This window comes from Antricoccus suffuscus (assembly GCF_003003235.1).
Classification (GTDB): domain Bacteria; phylum Actinomycetota; class Actinomycetes; order Mycobacteriales; family Antricoccaceae; genus Antricoccus; species Antricoccus suffuscus.
The window spans coordinates 24,438-42,613 of the sequence record NZ_PVUE01000011.1 but is presented as its reverse complement, the minus strand read 5'-3'; the positions used below and the strand labels follow the sequence as shown (position 1 = coordinate 42,613).

15 protein-coding genes are annotated in these 18,176 nt (G+C 65.2%); 6 read left to right on the top strand and 9 right to left on the bottom strand.

Annotated elements, in window-relative coordinates; translation table 11 throughout:
* Positions 1 to 300: 300 nt before the first annotated feature.
* The 4 genes from CLV47_RS13310 to pdxH all read right to left on the bottom strand — a co-directional run bounded on the left by CLV47_RS13310 (position 301) and on the right by pdxH (position 4,486).
* Complete coding sequence (locus CLV47_RS13310; protein ID WP_106349542.1) at positions 301 to 1,533, bottom strand: ABC transporter permease; 1,233 nt, start codon at positions 1,531 to 1,533, stop codon at positions 301 to 303.
* Positions 1,530 to 2,417, bottom strand: a complete 888-nt coding sequence (locus tag CLV47_RS13305; RefSeq protein ID WP_238145443.1) for an ABC transporter ATP-binding protein — start codon at positions 2,415 to 2,417, stop codon at positions 1,530 to 1,532. The genes CLV47_RS13310 and CLV47_RS13305 overlap by 4 nt, the downstream gene beginning before the upstream one ends.
* A gap of 126 nt (positions 2,418 to 2,543) precedes the next feature.
* Complete coding sequence (locus CLV47_RS13300) at positions 2,544 to 3,827, bottom strand: MFS transporter (RefSeq protein ID WP_238145442.1); 1,284 nt, start codon at positions 3,825 to 3,827, stop codon at positions 2,544 to 2,546.
* Entirely contained in the window at positions 3,824 to 4,486 is a 663-nt protein-coding gene (pdxH, locus tag CLV47_RS13295; RefSeq protein ID WP_202862572.1) for a pyridoxamine 5'-phosphate oxidase, read from the bottom strand. The genes CLV47_RS13300 and pdxH overlap by 4 nt, the downstream gene beginning before the upstream one ends.
* A 145-nt stretch (positions 4,487 to 4,631) precedes the next feature.
* Between pdxH and CLV47_RS13290 the strand changes: the two genes are divergently transcribed.
* The 4 genes from CLV47_RS13290 (at position 4,632) to CLV47_RS13275 (ending at position 9,155) form a co-directional block, all read left to right on the top strand.
* Complete coding sequence (locus CLV47_RS13290) at positions 4,632 to 5,750, top strand: citrate synthase 2 (protein WP_106349539.1); 1,119 nt, start codon at positions 4,632 to 4,634, stop codon at positions 5,748 to 5,750.
* Between the two features lie 27 nt (positions 5,751 to 5,777).
* The gene (serC, locus tag CLV47_RS13285) at positions 5,778 to 6,926 is read left to right on the top strand and encodes a phosphoserine transaminase (RefSeq protein WP_106349538.1); all 1,149 of its coding nucleotides are present in this window, start codon (positions 5,778 to 5,780) and stop codon (positions 6,924 to 6,926) included.
* Positions 6,927 to 7,218: 292 nt separating this feature from the next.
* Positions 7,219 to 8,271, top strand: coding sequence for an HpcH/HpaI aldolase/citrate lyase family protein (locus tag CLV47_RS13280; protein WP_106349627.1), 1,053 nt, complete (start codon positions 7,219 to 7,221; stop codon positions 8,269 to 8,271).
* A gap of 14 nt (positions 8,272 to 8,285) precedes the next feature.
* Positions 8,286 to 9,155, top strand: coding sequence for an HpcH/HpaI aldolase/citrate lyase family protein (locus CLV47_RS13275; RefSeq protein WP_106349537.1), 870 nt, complete (start codon positions 8,286 to 8,288; stop codon positions 9,153 to 9,155).
* A gap of 137 nt (positions 9,156 to 9,292) precedes the next feature.
* Here the strand turns inward: CLV47_RS13275 and sigJ are convergent, their stop codons facing one another.
* A complete protein-coding gene (gene sigJ / locus CLV47_RS13270) occupies positions 9,293 to 10,219 on the bottom strand; it encodes an RNA polymerase sigma factor SigJ (protein ID WP_106349536.1) in 927 nt (308 codons plus the stop codon).
* A gap of 92 nt (positions 10,220 to 10,311) precedes the next feature.
* Here sigJ and CLV47_RS13265 point away from each other — a divergent pair, with 92 nt between their 5' ends.
* Positions 10,312 to 11,256, top strand: coding sequence for an NAD-dependent epimerase/dehydratase family protein (locus CLV47_RS13265; RefSeq protein WP_106349535.1), 945 nt, complete (start codon positions 10,312 to 10,314; stop codon positions 11,254 to 11,256).
* Positions 11,257 to 11,335: 79 nt separating this feature from the next.
* Here the strand turns inward: CLV47_RS13265 and CLV47_RS13260 are convergent, their stop codons facing one another.
* The gene (locus tag CLV47_RS13260; protein ID WP_202862571.1) at positions 11,336 to 13,585 is read right to left on the bottom strand and encodes a thiamine pyrophosphate-dependent enzyme; all 2,250 of its coding nucleotides are present in this window, start codon (positions 13,583 to 13,585) and stop codon (positions 11,336 to 11,338) included.
* Positions 13,586 to 13,761: 176 nt separating this feature from the next.
* Positions 13,762 to 14,262, bottom strand: coding sequence for a MarR family winged helix-turn-helix transcriptional regulator (locus CLV47_RS13255; RefSeq protein WP_106349534.1), 501 nt, complete (start codon positions 14,260 to 14,262; stop codon positions 13,762 to 13,764).
* Positions 14,263 to 14,384: 122 nt separating this feature from the next.
* Here CLV47_RS13255 and CLV47_RS13250 point away from each other — a divergent pair, with 122 nt between their 5' ends.
* A complete protein-coding gene (locus tag CLV47_RS13250) occupies positions 14,385 to 15,041 on the top strand; it encodes an FMN-dependent NADH-azoreductase (RefSeq protein ID WP_106349533.1) in 657 nt (218 codons plus the stop codon).
* 11 nt (positions 15,042 to 15,052) lie between these two features.
* Here the strand turns inward: CLV47_RS13250 and CLV47_RS13245 are convergent, their stop codons facing one another.
* Together CLV47_RS13245 and lat are read right to left on the bottom strand one after the other, a co-directional pair.
* Positions 15,053 to 16,609 carry an aldehyde dehydrogenase family protein gene (locus tag CLV47_RS13245; RefSeq protein ID WP_106349532.1) on the bottom strand — a complete coding sequence of 519 codons (1,557 nt, stop codon included), beginning with the start codon at positions 16,607 to 16,609 and terminating at the stop codon, positions 15,053 to 15,055.
* 30 nt (positions 16,610 to 16,639) lie between these two features.
* Positions 16,640 to 18,001 carry an L-lysine 6-transaminase gene (gene lat / locus CLV47_RS13240; protein WP_238145441.1) on the bottom strand — a complete coding sequence of 454 codons (1,362 nt, stop codon included), beginning with the start codon at positions 17,999 to 18,001 and terminating at the stop codon, positions 16,640 to 16,642.
* Between the last annotated feature and the right edge of the window lie 175 nt (positions 18,002 to 18,176).

Below are 18,176 nucleotides of genomic sequence, written 5' to 3'. Positions count from 1 at the left end.
TCACGCGCCGCGGCAGGCAGGCATTTTCGTCGTACGACGGCCCGGCTGACCGAAGTCGCGGCGCGAGATCGCGGTCATATCGCTGTCTTATGTCAGTCATGAGATTCATATTGCGTACTGCGGTGTTGCGAGTTAGATAGTGCACTTCTACGAGTAATTAGCTGCGGATACGGTTCCCCAAGCACTCTACGTGGTGCAGGCCACAGACATCAGACGGGCGCACTTCGGGCAACAAAACAACGCTTCGGGCAGGCAACTACCTACCCGAAGCGTCGTTATCGACCCGGAGCTGCGCGGTGGTCAGCGCGCGTTGGTTGCGGCGAGCGTTTCCTTGCTCTGCGCAAGCGCGTCCTTGATCTTCAGCTTGCCGCTCGTCTTGAGCATCGCGCCGGCGTACACCCGCCCGGCGAGTCGCACGAGCAGCACGATCGCGATGACCTGAAGTACGACGGCGATCGCGTACTGATAAACCGGTACGTCGCTCATCGCCGCCCGCACCGGCATCGTGGTCGGCGACACGCCAGGGATCATGCTGACGATTGTCGCGAACGTCCCGCTCGGATCATCGAGCACCTTGAACGCCGCGAAGAAGGACAACATCGGAATGAACGTCCCGGGAATCATCGCCGACCCGAGATCCTCTTGACGCGAAACGAGCGACGCTGCCAGTGCGAACATGCTCGCGAAGAATGTGTAACCGAGCACGAACCAGGCCAACACCTGCAAGATCGTCGATATCGCCGAACCAGGCACCGTGATCAGGTCAGCGGCGATGGCGCCGCCGAGGCCAAGTCCCACGACAATCACCAACTGCATGAGGCCGAGGATGCCCAGGCCGATGATCTTGCCGGTGAGCAGCTGCCACGGCTTGACCACCACCATCAGCAGCTCGATGACCCGGCTGGACTTCTCTTCGACCACGCCCTGAGCCACGAACTGACCGATCATCATCAGCATGCCGTAGACGATGCCGACCGCCACGATCGCGACGATCCCTCGTTCCATGTTGGTCTTGGCGTTGGGATCAATGGTCTTCTCGTGCATGGGGACGACTTTCATCGCCTCCGCGAGCTTCTGCTGGTCAATTCCGGAGTCAGCGATCTGCTTCTGTTGTTGCTCGGCGGCGTACGCGCCCTTGAGTACGGCGCCCAAGGTCGCGTTGAGGCTGTCTTTCGTGATCAGCGTGTCGCCGGAGACGATCGCGTCGAGATCGCCGTTCTCGAGCTTCGGTTTCGCCGCATCCTCGTCCTTGACAGTTGAGAGCGTGACCTTGGCTCCGAGCTGTTTCGCGCCCTCAGCGACTTGCGCCGTGAACTCCTTTGACTGCGAACCGACGACGCCTACTTTGTATTCGTCATTGCCGCTGTTCGCGAGGACATTGAAACCGACGACCACGAGAATGATGGCGATGAAAACGCCGATAGAGATGAGGTACGTCTTGTCGTGCAACTTGGTGGTTATCTCGCGTTTGGCAACCATCTTGATCAGGTTGCCGGGCGAGGCGGGCGGGTTTGGGTTGGTTGGCGCGCTCATGCGGCGACTGCTCCTCGGAAGATTTCGGCGAGGTTCGGCGTCTTCCAGCCGAACTGTTCAACGGTGCCTAGCTGCATCGCGGCGGTCAGGATCGCCGGCGCCGACTCAGGCGAGTCCGGCGTCACCAGTGCCCGGTTTCCGTTTTCTTGTGCGCCGATCGCGTGCGGCAACTTCGCGGCCCAGCCCGCTCCCGCGCCGGTCACGGTCAGCTCAAGCTGCTTACGCGACTCGCGCGCACGCAGCTCCTCCACGGTGCCGGTGGCGACCATCTCGCCGCCGTTGATGATGCCGACCGAGTCACATAACCGCTCAACGAGGTCCAGCTGGTGGCTGGAAAAGATGACCGGCACCCCAGCCTTGGCCTTCTCCAGCAGCCCATCCGCAAGCGCGTCGACCGCGACCGGGTCAAGTCCGCTAAACGGCTCGTCCAGGACCAGGATCGAGGGGTCGTGCACGAGCGCCGCAGCGAGTTGTACTTTCTGCTGGTTGCCGAGCGACAGCTTGTCGATGGTGTCTTTCGGGCCCATGACGACGCCGAGCCGCTCCAGCCATTGCTCGGCCGCCCGCGTCGCCTGTGCGCTGCCGAGCCCGTGCAGCTGACCGAAGTAGGCGAGCTGCTCGACCGGCCGCATCTTTGGGTAGAGACCGCGTTCTTCGGGCATGTAGCCGATAGTCCGGCGTACGGCGCGGGTCAACGGAGTGTCCTGCCACGTGACAGTGCCGCTGTCCGCGGTAAGCAGCCCAAGGATGATGCGCATAGTCGTGGTCTTGCCCGCTCCATTTGCGCCGCAGAAACCGAACATTTCGCCGGGTCGGACGTTGAAGCTGAGGTCCCGAAGTACCTGTTTCTGGCCAAATTGCTTGTTAATTGTGTCGATCGTCAACAACTGAGGAGGTCCTCGTTCCGGTCGTTTGCGGTCACGAATTACCCATGCTCTGGCCTGGGGATATCCGCCAAAGACAATAGCGCAGTTAGCGTCGCCGCGAACTCATCGTCGGCGCATTCGTTACTAGTTCATGGCCGGGGCGGACGCATTGGCTTCATAGCGCCAGAACGCCTTGCACACCACCGCGACGACCACCATAGCGACGACGATGACCAAGCCACCGGACCACAGCGCGAACGCGGGCGCCGTCACCGTGGCCATCACACCGAGGCGTACGTCGCCCAACCGCGGGCCTCCGGCGACGACCACCATGAAGACGCCTTGCATCCGGCCACGCATGTGGTCGGGCGCACGCACCTGCAGCATCGTCATCCGCAATGCCGCGCTGACCAGGTCCGCTGCGCCGGCGAGCGCCAGGCAGAGTACGGCGAGCCATAGGTCTTTGGTGAAGGCGAAGACGCCGATCGAGGCGCCCCAGATCGCGACCGAGTAGATGATGACGACGCCATGCCGGTTGAGGTTGGAGATCCAGCCGCTGACCAGGCCCGCGGCGACCGCCCCGATCGAGGAACCGGCGTACAGCCAGCCAATCGACGACGCGCCGAACGTCCCGGAGGCCAGCGCCGGGAAGACCGCGAGCGGCCACCCGAAAACCATCGCGATCAAGTCGACCACGAAGGTCATCAGCAGTACGCGTTGCGTCTTGAGGTAACGAAATCCTTCCCACACGTCCCGTATTGCCCTGCCGAAGGCGCCCTTGCGCGCGGACTTCTGCTCCGGCGGCATCGAGGGGATTCCGACCAGTGACGCGATGGCGGCGGTCAGCAGTACGGCCTCGGCCAGGTAGGTCCATTTCAGGTCGAAATGGCCGATCGCGTAGCCGGCGACGACCGGCCCAATGATCACGCCGAGCGACTGGGTGCTCGAGGCAAGTGTGTTGGCCGCCGGCACCAACTTGTCAGGCAGCAACCGCGGGATCATCGCGCTACGCGCCGGCCGATAGACCGACGCCGCCGCGGACTGAAACGCCACAAGCACCCACAGCACCCATACCGACTGGAACTCCAGTGCCGACTGAACGAAAAAAATGATGCTGCTGAACGCCGTAATCAACGTCGCCCAGATCACTAGTACCCGGCGATCGAGCGAGTCGGCCAGCGCGCCGCCGAGTAGGCCGAAGACGATCAGCGGGATCAGCGCGAACACGCTGGTGTAGCCGACCATCGCGCTGCTGCCGGTTAGCCGGAAAACCTGTACTCCGACCGCCACCAACGTCATCTGCGAGCCGACGATCGACAGGATGTTGCCGTAGAAGAGGCGGCGGTACGCCGGGAAGCGGAATGGACGCACGTCCATGGCCAGAGAGCGCAGCCGGCCGCGACGCTCCGGTTCGAGCGTCTCGGTCACGGGGCGAGCCGCTCCAGGGTCCAGGGGCCGGTGGGTTCGTCCCGCCGATAGCGGAATCGGTCGTGTAGCCGGCCGGTGTTGCCCTGCCAGAACTCCACGCACCGTGGCTCGATTCGATAGCCACCCCAGTGCGCGGGCCGTGGGATCGTGTCCGGATGCGCTTGTTCCAGTCGTCGCATCTCGTCCTCGACCTCGGCCAACGAAGAAATCACCTGAGACTGCGGGCTCGCGGCGCTGCCGACCTGGGACTCGTACGGCCGTGAGGCGAAGTAGTCGTCGGACTCCGCGGCGCTCGTGCGCACCGCGCGTCCTTCGATGATGACCTGCCGGTGCGAACCAACCCACGAGAAGCAGCCCGAGATATTCGGATTGTCGGCGAGGTGCGTGCCTTTTTGGCTGTCGTAGTTGGTGAAGAACTCGAACCCGCGGGCGTCGTACCCGCGTAGTAGGACGGTGCGGGCGCGGACCCGACCGTCCTTGGCCGCCGTCGCGATCACCATCGCGTTGGGTTCGGCGATTCCCGACTGTGCGGCATCTGCCAGCCACACGCCGAACTGCGCGATCGGGTCGGCGTCAAGGCGTTCCGCGCTCAACCGCGGCATGGTGTAGCGCACCCGGTCGTGTCGTACGTCGTACTCGCCGTCATCGGATCTCCCCACGGCCGCCGCTCCACTGGTCATCGTTGTCGGTCATCACTGCACTCGCCACTATCTAACCCTCCGGCCCCGAGGCGTCTGCACGGCCACGGCGGATCGTGGTTAAGTAACCAATGACTCGATATCGAAGCGCATCGTGAGGACTGCCATGACCGATAACCCAACGCCGGACTTCGTCCCTGGTCTCGAAGGCGTAATCGCGTTCGAAACCGAGATCGCCGAACCGGACCGCGACGGTGGTTCGCTGCGGTACCGCGGCGTCGACATCGAGGACCTCGTCGGCCGGGTGACGTTCGGAGACGTGTGGAGCCTTCTGGTCGACGGCGAGTTCGGCCAGGGACTCCCACCGGCCGAACCGTTCCCGTTGCCGGTGCACTCCGGCGACGTGCGCGTCGACGTACAGGCCGCATTGGCCATGCTGACGCCGATCTGGGGCTACCGCCCGTTGCTCGACATCGACGAGGAGGAGGCCCGCAGCAACCTCGCCCGGTCCGCCGTCATGGCCTTGTCCTACGTCGCACAGTCCGCCCGCGGCATCGGCGTACCGGCAATCTCGCAGGCGCGCGTCGACCAGTGCGAGACAATCGTCGAGCGGTTCATGGTGCGCTGGCAGGGCGACCCGGATCCGAAGCACGTCGAGGCCGTCGATGCCTACTGGACCTCCGCGGCAGAACACGGCCTCAACGCCTCGACGTTCACCGCGCGGGTGATCGCCTCGACAGGTGCGGACGTCGCCGCGGCCATGTCCGGAGCGATCGGCGCGATGTCCGGGCCGCTGCACGGTGGCGCGCCGACGCGGGTGCTGCATATGGTCGAGGAGGTCGAGCGGACCGGCGACGCGGCGGCGTACGTCAAGAAGTCGCTCGATAACAACGTGCGGCTGATGGGGTTCGGACATCGGGTCTATCGTGCCGAGGATCCGCGGGCGCGCGTGTTGCGGCGTACGGCGAAGGAGCTCGGCGCGCGGAAGTACGACGCGGCGCTGGCGCTGGAGCAGGCCGCGCTCGCCGAGCTGCGCGAGCGGCGGCCGGACCGGGCCATCGAGACCAACGTGGAGTTCTGGGCGGCCGTCGTACTCGACTTCGCCGAGATCCCATCCAATATGTTCACCTCGATGTTCACCTGCGCCCGAACTGCGGGGTGGTGCGCGCATATCCTGGAGCAGAAAAAAACCGGGCGGCTGGTCCGGCCATCCGCCCGATATGTGGGTCCTGATCCACGTAAGCCGTCGGACGTCGCCGGCTGGGACCGCATCACCCACACCTAAATCCGCAGCTTTGGCACCGAGGATCACATGACTTCGCAACAACCCGCGCTCGCCCCCGACAGCGTCATCACGCTGCCCGACGAACTTCTACCGGAGGATGGGCGGTTTGGTTCGGGTCCGAGTCGCACCCGGTTCGAGGCGCTCGAGGATTTCGCGCAGGTCGCACCGAACTACATCGGTACGTCGCACCGTCAGCCGGCGATCATGGATCTGGTCAAGCTGATCCGAGTCGGATTGCTGGAGTTCTTTGATGCACCGGAAGGCTACGAGGTCGCGCTTGGCAACGGCGGTTCGACGTACTTCTGGGACATGGCGGCCTTCTCGCTCATCCGGCAGAAGTCCCAGCATCTGAGTTTTGGCGAGTTCGGCGGGAAGTTCGCCGCCGCGGTCGCCGCGGCCCCCTTCCTCGACGACCCCACCGTGATCAAGGCCGACGTCGGCGACGCGTCCGCACCGGTCGCCGAGGCGGGCGTCGACGTCTACGCGTGGCCACACAACGAGACGTCGACCGGCGTCGCCGCCGCGGTCCAGCGCGTGGCCGGCGCAGATGAGGACGCGCTGATGGTCATCGACGGCACCTCGGGCGCCGCCGGCGTACCGGTCGACCTGTCGCAGACCGACGTCTACTACTTCGCCCCGCAGAAAGGGTTCGCCGGTGAGGGCGGGCTGTGGATCGCGATCCTGTCGCCACGGGCGATCGAGCGGCTCGGCCAGATCAAGGACACCGGCCGTTTCATCCCGGCGACATTGGACCTGTCCGTCGCGCTGGACTACGCCCGTAAGGACCAGACGCTCAACACCCCATCGGTCTATACGCTGTTCATGCTCGCCCACCAGGTCGACTGGTTCGTGCGTTCCGGCGGTCAGGAGTGGGCGGTGCGGCGTACCGCGGAATCGGCGAAGATCCTCTACGACTGGGCCGAGGCCTCGGCGTACGCCCGGCCGTTTGTGAGCGACGCGGCGCTGCGCTCCCCTGTCGTCGGGACGATCGACTTCGATGACTCCGTGGACGCCTCGCTGGTCGCCAAACACCTGCGCGCCAACGGGATTCTCGATACCGAGCCCTACCGCAAGCTCGGCCGCAACCAGCTGCGGATTGGCATGTTCGTGACCACGCCACCCAGTGATGTGGCCGCACTGACGAAGTGCATCGACTATATCGTCGAGCGCCTCTAACGCTGGTTCACTCGGCAACCGTCCGCGTCTTTAGCGCCGACTGATTTCGGCAGTCGTCCGCCGCGTTTCGCGCTCCTGGTCACGGCAACCTCTTCGTTGTGCGGCCCAAAGAGCCGCGACAAGGAGGACGTTCGGTAGACAAGGGACCCTCGCCACATCGAAACGCACCTCCGGGGACCGGGTCTCGGGCGCGATCGCCGGTTCGCCATACTTGGGCCGGTGCCCGTTGGTGATGTCACCTTTCGATGACGTCGCGTTTCTAATGTTGCCTTCTGATGATTTGGAGTGTTTCGTGCGCAATCCCAGAGCCTTCTTCCGTCCCCTTGCTGTTGGCGCGCCTATGCCCGTCGACACGGTGCCGTTCCGGCCCTCGCGAATGATTCACTTCTTCGACCCGAGCAACGAGCGGATGGCGCTCAAGGTCCCGGACATCGCCAAGAAGGTCGACATCATCCTCGGCAACCTCGAGGACGCTATCGAGGTCGCCAACAAGGAAGCCGCCCGCGAAGGCCTGGTCAAGATCGGCAAGACCACTGACTTCGGGCCAACCCAGCTGTGGACGCGCATCAACAGCCTCGACTCGCCGTGGGCACTGGATGACATCACCCGGCTGGTGACCGAGATCGGTGACAAGCTCGACGTCATCATGGTCCCCAAGGTCGAGGGTCCTGAGGACATTCACTACGTCGACCGGCTGCTCGCCCAGCTTGAGGCCCGCGCCGGTATCAAGCGGCCAATCCTCGTACACGCGTTGCTCGAGACCGCCTCAGGCGTCAATAACATCGAACAGATCGCGGCCGCGAGTCCCCGCATGCAAGGGATGTCGCTCGGACCGGCCGACCTGGCCGCGAGTCGCCGCATGAAGACAACCCGCGTCGGTGGCGGTCATCCCGACTACATCGTGCGTACTGATCCGACTGGAGATGACCTCAACGAGGGCCGTACGACGTACCAGCAGGACCTGTGGCACTTCACGATCTCGCGGATGGTCGACGCCTGCGCCGCGATGGACATCTTGCCGTTCTACGGGCCGTTCGGCGACATCAAGGACGTCGTGGCATGTGAGGACCAGTTCCGCAACGCCTTCTTGCTCGGCTGCGTCGGCGCGTGGAGCCTGCACCCGGTGCAGATCGACATCGCCAAGCGCGTGTTCACCCCGCCTGTCGAAGAAGTCAAGTGGGCCAAGCGAGTCATCGAGGCCATGGGCGACGGCGCGGGCGCGGTCATGCTCGATGGCAAGATGCAGGACGACGCGACTTTCAAGCAGTGCCAAGTCGTCGTCGAGCTCGCCGAAGCCCTCGCCGAGCGTGATCCCGAACTCGCCGCGTCGTACGGCATGAAATAACCGGAGTACTCCCGATGACTGATGCAAATCTGCGCCCCCGCCGTTCCGTCCTCTACATGCCGGGCGCCAACGCCCGTGCACAGGAGAAGGCCAAAGATCTCGACGTCGACACGATCATCCTCGACCTCGAGGACTCCGTGTCGCCGGACAGCAAAGTCGAGGCGCGCGAGCGCGTCTGCCAGGCCGTGCGCGACGGCGGCTACGGCCACCGCGAGCTGATCATCCGCACTAACGGGCTCGACACCGAGTGGCACGCCGACGACCTGACCGCCGCCGCCAAGGCCGGACCGGACGGCATCTTGGTGCCTAAGGTCAACACCGCCGACGAGGTACGCCAGATCGAGGCGGCGATCGAAAAGGCCGGCGCGCCTGCCACGACCCGGATCTGGGCCATGGTCGAGACGCCGATCGCGATCCACAATGTCTTCGATATCGCCGCGGCGAGCGAGCGGCTCGCCGTACTGGTGATGGGCACCAACGATCTGGTCAACGAGTTGCACTCGGTCCATGTGCCCGGGCGCGCACCCATCATGCCGGCCCTCGCGCAGGCGCTGCTTGCCGCTCGCGCCGCGGGCAAGACGATCCTCGACGGCGTCTACAACGACGTACGCGACCCCGAAGGCTTCGAGGCCGAATGCCGGCAGGGCCGCGAATGGGGCTTCGACGGCAAGACGATCATCCACCCCACTCAGGTCGAGCCGAGCAACCGTGTTTTCGCGCCGTCCGAGGAGCAGGTCGCGCACTCGCGCGAAGTCATCAAGGCCTTCGAGGAGGCGACCGCTGCCGGCAAGGGCGTCATCACCGTCGGCGGCAAGATGATCGAAAACCTGCACGTACGCGATGCCGAACGCATCCTGGCGATGGCCGAGGCCATCGCCCGCTAGACCCCGTCTGACTCGAGACCCCGCCGCCGCGTAAGGCCGCGGGGTCTCGTGTCTGGAATCAGGAAGTACTTATACGCGTAGGTGACCGTGTGGCCCTGGCCGGCCGAGGCATCGCGGGCGAGTCTTCACCTGCCTACTCAAAGCGAGTTGATATCCCCCACCCCACCGAGGTGCGCGAGCTTGTCGGGGTTGATCTGGTTGCGCAAGGAGACGATTCGTCCGTCGACGATGTCAAGGGCCAGGACGCCGTACAGCTCGCCCGCCGGGCCGAGGGTTAGGAACGCCGGCTGGCCGTTTGCTTGGGCCGGCACCAGACTCACACCGAGCGGGTCGCCCCGCCGGACCAGCCCGAGCAGGAACCGGGCCACAGGTAGCGCCCCCTGCATCGGCTTCTGGATCGCCGGAGCCTTGCCGCCGCCGTCGCCCCAGAACGTGACGTCGTCGGCAAGCAGCGCCTCCAGCTCTCGCAGACTGCCGCCGCGGACGGCTTCGAGGAAGGCAGCGGCCAGTTCCTCACGCCGCGCCGCAGATGCCTCAAACCGCGGCCGGCCGCTCTCGAGATAACGCCGCGCGCGCGAAAAATGCTGACGGCAGGCCACTTCTGACGCCTCGACGACTTCCGCGATCGCCGGGTAGTCGTAGCCGAGCGCCTCACGCAGGATGAAGACGGCGCGCTCGACAGGGGTCAGCGTCTCCATCAGCGTGAGCATCGCGAACGAGACGTCGTCGCGGGTCTCTACCTGCTCACTCGGGCCTGCTGCCGGCTCCGCGACGGGGAGCATTGGACCGCGGCCGTCGACGAGCGGCTCGGGCAGCCATGGCCCGACATACATCTCGCGACGTACCCGCGCTGAGCGTAAGTTGTCAATCGCCAGTCGCGTCGTCACTGTCGTCGCCCATGCGTCGAGATTAACGGGCGTGGCGCCGTCGGTCTCGGCCCGCGTCATCCGAAAGAATGCCTCCTGCACGACGTCCTCGGCCTCCGCGACGCTGCCGAGCATCCGGTACGCGATTGAGAACATCAGTGGCCGGAGGTCGTCGTGCGCCTGCGCAATTGCCGTCATCACCCCACGATCGCACGCGCCCTGTCACAGATCGAGCGGGTATTTCGTCGAAGGGGTGGACAGCAACAACAGCATCCAAAGAGGAGCAGACCATGCGCATCCTTCTCGCCGGCGCGACCGGAGCCATCGGCCACAGCCTTACCCCGGCATTGGTCGAGGCGGGCCATACCGTATTCGGCACGACCCGGACCGAATCCCACACCGGCGCCATTACCGCAGCTGGCGCGTCCCCGGTCCTGATGGACGGCCTCGACCGCGGCTCGGTCATGACGGCCGTCGCGGAGGCAAAGCCCGATGTCGTCCTCCACCAGCTCACGTCGCTAAAGGCCGGCATGAACCCTAAGCACTTCGACCGCGACTTCGCGATGACCAACCGCCTGCGCACCGAGGCGACCGACTACCTGCTCGAGGCGTCCCGCCAAAACGGCGTGACCCGCTTCATAGCCCAGAGCTACGCCGGTTGGCCCGCGCCGCGCACGGGTCCAGCCATCGCCGATGAGACCGCAGGTTACGACCCGCACGTCGGCCGGGAGGCACGCGCTTCGCTCGCCGCGATCCGCCACGTTGAGGCTGCCGTCCTCGCAGCAACGGACCTTGAAGCGATTGCTTTGCGCTACGGCGGTTTCTATGGTCCAGGGACCGGTATCGCGCTCGATGAGGAGAGCGAGATGCTCGAGATGGTCCGGCAGCGCAAATTCCCTATCGTTGGGAGCGGCGGCGGCCTCTGGTCATTCATCCACGCCATCGATGCCGCCGCCGCGACGGTCACGGCGGTCGACAACGGCGCGCCCGGGATCTACAACATCGTCGACGACGAACCGGCTTCCGCCGCCGACTGGCTGCCGGTGCTGTCACGGACGCTCGGCGCAAAGCCCCCGCGCCACGTCCCAACCTGGCTCGCGAAACCCCTCCTCGGTGAGCAGGGAGTGAACATGATGACGACGGTCCGCGGGGCCTCCAACGCCAAGGCAAAGCGCGAGCTTGGCTGGACGCTGCGGTACCCATCGTGGCGCATTGGATTCACCGAGGGCCTCTGAGACGCTGACGGCGGCGTCGCGACCGAACTAGAGGGAGGTCTAGATCCCCGACGTCAGCGACCCGGACACGAGGCCCCTATCAGGATTGCGATGCCCGGGCCGTCCCAATCTGGTCGAGCATCTTGCGGGCGGCGTCCTCGATCGCGTCCTCGCTGAGCAAGACCAAGTTGGCCGCGTCGGCGAGCGGGACGAACGAGTCCTTGCTCGTTACCCGCGCGATCTTGCCATCGAAACCGGCGTCGATCAACGCGGTCGTGACCGCCTCAGAGACACCGCCGCTCGCCCGTGTCTCATCGGCGATCAGCACCCGGCCGGTCAACTCCGCCGCGGCGACCAGGTCGTCGACCGGCAGTGGCGCAAGCCATCGCAGGTCGAGCACTCGCACCCCGTGCCCTTCGTCGACGAGGCGCTGCGCCACCCGACGAGACATTGGTACGCCGTTGCCAAACGTCACGATCGTGAGCGCCTCCTCCGGGAAGTCGTTCGGTGCGTACGAGCGGGCCCGACCGATCTCCACGTGTCCGCGGTCCCAGTCGCCCGGCGCCAGGTAGTCACTGAGCAGCCCTTCATCGCCAGGCTCGAACAAGTCCCGCTCGTGATAGAGCGCGATCGGCTCGACGTACGCCGTCACCGTCCCGTCGACCCTTGCGGCCGCGAGCGCCGTACGCATCATCGCCGCCGCGTCGTCGCCACGGCTTGGCACGGCGAGCACCAGGCCCGGAATGTCTCGCAGCGCGGCGAGTGAGTTGTCGTTGTGGAAGTGGCCGCCAAACCCCTTCTGGTAGGCCAATCCGGCGATCCGCACGACCATCCCGTTGGTGTAGCGACCTTCGGAGAAGAACTGCTGGGTCGCCGCTTCACCGCGTAGCTGGTCGATCGCGTTGTGCAGATAGGCGAGATACTGGATCTCCGGCACCGGCAGCAGTCCGCTGACCGCGCAGCCGAGCGCGAGTCCGAGGATCGACTGCTCGTCTAGCAGGGAGTCGTAGACACGCGCCACCCCGAATCGCTTCTGTAGGCGCTGAGTGACTCCGTAGACGCCGCCCTTGCGGCCGACGTCCTCACCGAACACGAGCATCCCGTCGTACTGCGCCAGGCCGTCGGCCAACGCGCGGTTGATCGACGCGGACAACGTTAACTTTCCTTCTACCTCGGGAAGTTTTCCCTCGAAGACTGAGGTCCGCGACTCCGGATCGGCAGCCGAAATAGCCCACTCGCGTACGACGCGGGGGTGTCGGGGTGCGAGCGGCGCCATCACCTCCAAGGCAGACGTGAGTTTGGGCCGGGATACAACGGTGTCGGCGATCTGCGCGATTCCCGCCCGAGCCTCGGCGACCCGCTCCGTCAGCTCTTCGGGAGTCTGCTCGCCGCTGTCGATGAGCACCTGCGCGGTCGCGAGCAGCGGATCGCGCGCATAGTCGGCCTCGATCTCGGCCCGGCTACGGTAGCTCAGCTCTGCGTCCGACCCGGCGTGCGCCATATAGCGCACGCACGAGACATGCAGGAACGCCGGCTTGCGCTTGCGGCGTACGTAGTCGGCAGCTTCGCGTGCGACCGTCCACATCTGCACGGGGTCGGCGCTGTCGGCGAAAAAGTACTTCAGTCCCGGTCGGTCGGCGTACGACGCGGCGATCCAACCGTTCGGTGTCTTGACGCTGATGCCGATCCCGTTGTCCTCACACAGGAAAAGCAGCGGCACGTTGAGGCCTTGAAAAGCCATATTGCAGGCAGAGTTGATCGCGCCGACCGCGGTCGAGTGGTTGGCCGAGGCGTCGCCGAAGCTGCAGACAGCGATCGCGTCACGAGGCCATGCGGATTCGACGCCCAGCTTTTTAGCCCGCTCGATCGCGAATGCCGCCCCGACCGCGCGCGGCAGATGCGACGCGATTGTGGAGGTGGCAGGGATGATCGCCAATTCCTCACGGCCAAAGACCTTGTGCCGCCCGCCGGAAATCGGGTCGTCGACGGAAGCAGCCAGCGACAGCAAGACGTCCTCGGTGCCGTCGATTCCGTCGACCTGCTGCGCACGGGCAAGGTAGAAACCGCCCGACCGGTAGTGCAGGAATGCGGGATCAGTGGGTCGCAACGCATCGGCAACGTAGGCGTTCCCCTCGTGCCCGGACGATCCGATCGTGTAGTAACCCTCGCCAGCGGCGCGCATGATCCGCGCCTGGAAGTCGAGCAGTCGACTGCCGAGTTGCGCATCGAAAATCCGCAGCAAGTCGGCTGGGCGCGGTTCGGCAGGGTGCTCGCGGTCGGTCCGCCGGGACATGGACGCAAGAGCGTTTTCGAAATGCAGATCGACCGGTTCACGCGGTGGTGCAGTCACGGCAATATTCCTTCACAGTTCGTCAATACTCAGGCACCGTCCACCCTAGCCACCCGGCGCTCGCTGGCCTGCTTGTGGCATCAACCGTGCACTTGTGGCACCGAGGTCGGTGATACAGGCGCACATTCCGTGACACAAGCAGCGTCAGGTGGGGCCGAACTGCTTGTTAGCGGTGTTTACGGCGCAACCTCGCATGCCGTGTGTTTCTGGCCGTCTGGCGCGCTTGTCGTCACCCGCATCAGCAGATCGCGAAACTGCGCGGCCTCAACGTCACCGAGACCGGCGAGCACGTCACGCTCGACCTCGCTCACCCGCGACACCGCCCTGTCGTACTTGCGCCGGCCTCTTCTGGTCAAGACAATCTGCCGAGCGCGGCGATCTGACGGGTCGGGACGGCGCTCGACCAGGCCGCCCTGCTCGAGCTCATCGATCAGGTAGGTCATGACCGTGCGGTCCACACCGAGGTTCTCGGCGATCGCGGCTTGATTACGACACGCACCGCCAGCGGCAATCGTGAGCACTTCATAGCCACGAGGTCCGCCAGGAAGATCACTCACCGCTCCGCGAGCTCCGTCGAGATAGGCCCGGAGTAACCGCCCTAGCGCCCAGCCGAAGTCCGCGGATGTCGCGCCGTCACAGGGAGTCGCGTCTCCACATTCCGCGCTGGGCTCAACCATGACCCAAGTCTAACCGGTGCCCAGTGCGGTGATGATCACATTTTCAACATTATTGGTGACATAGATAGTCTGTAAATTCTACTATCTGTTAATACGATCATTCATTTCGTTTAGGAGTACTCATGAGCAAGATCTTCCGGCTCGATGCCAGCATCCGCCAGGAGGGCTCCGTGACTCGCGCCCTCGCCGACACTATTGAGCGGACCGTCGCCGAAGAACTCGCCGATGCGGACGTTGTACGCCGCGACCTCGGTGTCACACCCCTCGACGGGTCGGTCTGGCCGGCCGCCGTGTCCGCTGGTCCCGTCCCAGAGGGCGAACGCACTAGTGAACAGGTCGCCGCCGCCGGCATCGCAGCAGAGCTGGCCGACCAGCTCGAGGGCGCGGACGCCCTCATCTTTGCCGTACCGCTCTACAATTTCGGCGTTTCGCAGCATTTCAAGACCTGGCTCGATGTCGTCACGACCGACCCGCGATTCGCACCCGGCACTCAGCCTTTGGCCGGTCGGCCGGCATTTCTGGTGACCGCGCGCGGCGGTGGCTACGGCGCGGGCACACCGCGCGAGGGCTGGGACCACGCGACCGGGTGGATGCGTCGCATGCTCGAGGACGTGTGGGGTCTGGACCTCGATGTCATCGAGGCCGAGCTAACTCTTGCCGACGTAAACCCAGCGATGGCGGACCTTCGCGATCTAGCGAAGAGGCAACTCGAGGAGGCGCACGACGCGGCCCGCGAGACGGCACGCTCGGTCACCCTGAGACTGCGCGCAACGGTCTGACCTACCATCGGCTATTCGAGGCGGAAGCCGTCGTTGGGCGTCAGCTCCACGACGTCCATCTGCGCCTTCTGCAGTCGCCCGGAGTAGTCCCAGTTGAGCGACTGCCAGCGGGTGAACTGGTCGAGCACCCAGACCCCGGACTGCCGGCTGCCGTTTCCCGACTTGCCGTTGCCACCGAACGGTAGGTGCGCCTCCGCTCCCGAGGTCGAGTTGTTGACGCTGACCATTCCGGCCTTGACGCCCTTCCGGAAGCGGAATGCGTCGGCGGGATCGCTTGTATAGATGGACGAGGAGAGCCCGTAACCCGGCCTGTTGGCTAGGGCGATTGCCTCGTCCAGGGTCGAGTACGACGTCACCCCGACCATCGGCCCGAAGGTCTCGTGCAGGAAGATCTTGTCCTCCGGCCGTACGCCGTCGACGATCGTCGGATGACAGAAGACTCCTGATTCGGGGTCTCCGACAAAGCCGGCCCGCGGGTTGTCGGCGCCGATTAGGCCGCGACCGGTCGATCCGGTGACGGTGTGGTGGTCTTCGATCCAGCCGAGATAGATCTCAAACCTTTCGGCGAACTTCGGCGCCAGCATCGGCCCGTACAACACGTCACCAAAGGGATCCCCGACAGCAGCCGACTCGGTCGCGGCGGTGAAACGACGTACGAACTCGTCATGCAGCGAATCGTGCACGATGACGGTGCCCAGCGACGTGCACCGTTGCCCCGCCGTACCGAAGCCGGAAAAGAGCGCGCCTTCGACGGCGAGGTCGAGATCCGCGGACGGCGCCACAACCATCGGATTTTTCCCACCAAGCTCGAGGCACGCCGACTGCAGGTGTTTTCCTGCCAGGGCGCCAATCTGGGAGCCGACCTCGGTGGAGCCGGTGAAGCCGATCTTGTTGATCAGGCCCTCGTCGAGCGAGCGTTCGAGGCCGTCGTACGTCGCCGGCCCGTCTGCGTGCACGAGGTTGAGTACGCCGTCCGGAAGTCCCCCGCCTTGGGTGAAAAGGTCGAACATCGCCTGCGCGCAGGCCGGCGAGTAGTCGGCGGGTTTCCACACGATCGTGTTACCGGCCAGCAGCGCGGGCACGAGATACCAGGACGGTACGGCGACCGGGAAGTTGCCGGCCGTGATGACCGTGACGACGCCGACCGGTTCGCGGAAGGTGAACAGCTGCTTGTCGGGCATCTCGCTGGGCACGGTCTGGCCATACAGACGTCGGCCCTCGCCGAGGAAGAAGTCGCAGGTGTCGATGATCTCGCGGACTTCACCGAGTGCCTCTGGATATGGTTTGCCGATCTCGCGGGTGACCAGCCGGGCCAGTGACTCGGCGTTGGCTTCTACGACGCGGCCGATGTGCGCGATCGCCCGGCCGCGCACTGGCGCCGGTACGTCGGCCCACGCCTGCTGCGCTCGGTGCGCAGAGCGGGCCGCGTCGACCAGGGTGCCGGCATCACCCATCGTGACGGTGGCAACGAGGTCACTGTCATCGGCGGGGTTACGCGACTCGATCGTCGCACCTCCGGTGACGGCAACGCCGCCGACGACGGAGGAAATGTTCAATGGGCTAGACATCGATGTGGGGCTCTCTCTACTGGTCGCGCGTTAGTGGGTGAGGGCAGAACGGATCGCGGCAAGGCCGGCATCGATTTCCTCGGCGCTGACGGTCAGCGCCGGCCGGAATCGCACCGACCGTTCTCCGCAGGGCAGCGCGATCACGCCGTGTTCGCGCAGCGACTCCAGCAGGGCGCCTCGCGCCGCACCATCGGGTACGTCGAAGGCGCACATCAGCCCGCGACCCCGCGCATTGCTGACCTGCGCGATGTCATTTTCGAGTCGTTGCAGGCCGGTCAGCAGCTGCTGCCCGGTGAACGCCGACGCTTCGAAAAGTCGGTCGTGTTCGATGATCTCAAGGATCCGGGTCGAGCGGACCATGTCGATTAGCCCGCCTCCCCACGTGGAGTTGATCCGGCCGGAGACTGCGAAGACGTTGTCTGCCACGTCGTCGACCCGCCGACCGGCCATGATCCCGCCAAGCTGGACTTTCTTGGCGAAAGCCACGATGTCCGGCTCGAGTCCGAGTTGTTGGTAGGCCCACGGCGTGCCGGTGCCGAGCCCGGTCTGGACTTCGTCGAGGACGAACAGCGCGTCGTACTCGTGGCACAGCCCTTGCATCGCGAGCAGAAACTCCTCGCGCAGGTGTACGTCGCCGCCCTCGCCTTGGATCGGTTCGCAGATGAAGCATGCGATGTCGTGCGGGTGTGCCTCGAACGCCGCGCGAGCCTGCGCAAGCGCGCGCCGCTCGGCGGCCTCAACGTCGTCGCGGTGCTGGTCGAGCGGATGAATGACGCCGGGCGAGGAGATCCGCGGCCAGTCAAACTTCGGGAAACGCGCTACCTTGCCCGGGTCGGTATTGGTCAACGACATCGTGTAGCCGGTGCGACCGTGAAACGCCCCAGTCAGGTGCATCACCCGGGTGCCGAGGTCCGGTGAGCGGCCGGCTGCTTCGTTGCGCCGGCTCTTCCAGTCGAAGGCCGTCTTCAAGGCGTTTTCGACCGCCAGCCCGCCGCCCTCCACAAAGAACAGATGCGGCAGCTGTGGGTCACCGAGGACCCGCGCGAACGTTTCCACGAACTGCGCGTACGCCGTGGTGTAGATATCGGAGTTGGCGGGCTTGCTGCGCGCGACCGCGCCGAGGTAGTCGACAAAGGCCGGGTCGCCTGCGATCCCCGGGTGGTTGTGACCGATCGGCAGGGACGCGAACATCGTGTAAAAGTCGAGGTATTCCTGCCCGGTCGCGGCGTCCACCATCCGCGACCCGTGGCTCTTGTCCAGGTCGAGGACCAGGTGAAACCCGTCGACCAGGATGTGTTTGCCAAGGGTGTCCAGGACGTCGTCCGGCCGGACGCTCGCCGAGGTGGGGTACGCCGATTGCGCCTCGCCACCACGTGTCATTGCCGTGCTCATCGCAGATCCTCCGATTCGCCGAATACCGCGCATAGGCCGGGTAAGGCGGTGGGCGCGGTCGGTGGTGCAAATGTGGTTGACCTCATACTGCCGCAGTCCACGTCGGGTTGCCAGGAGCGCGCGCCACGGGCCGCTAATTCGAGTCGGCGCGGCGCGCCACCTACGACCGTCAAGC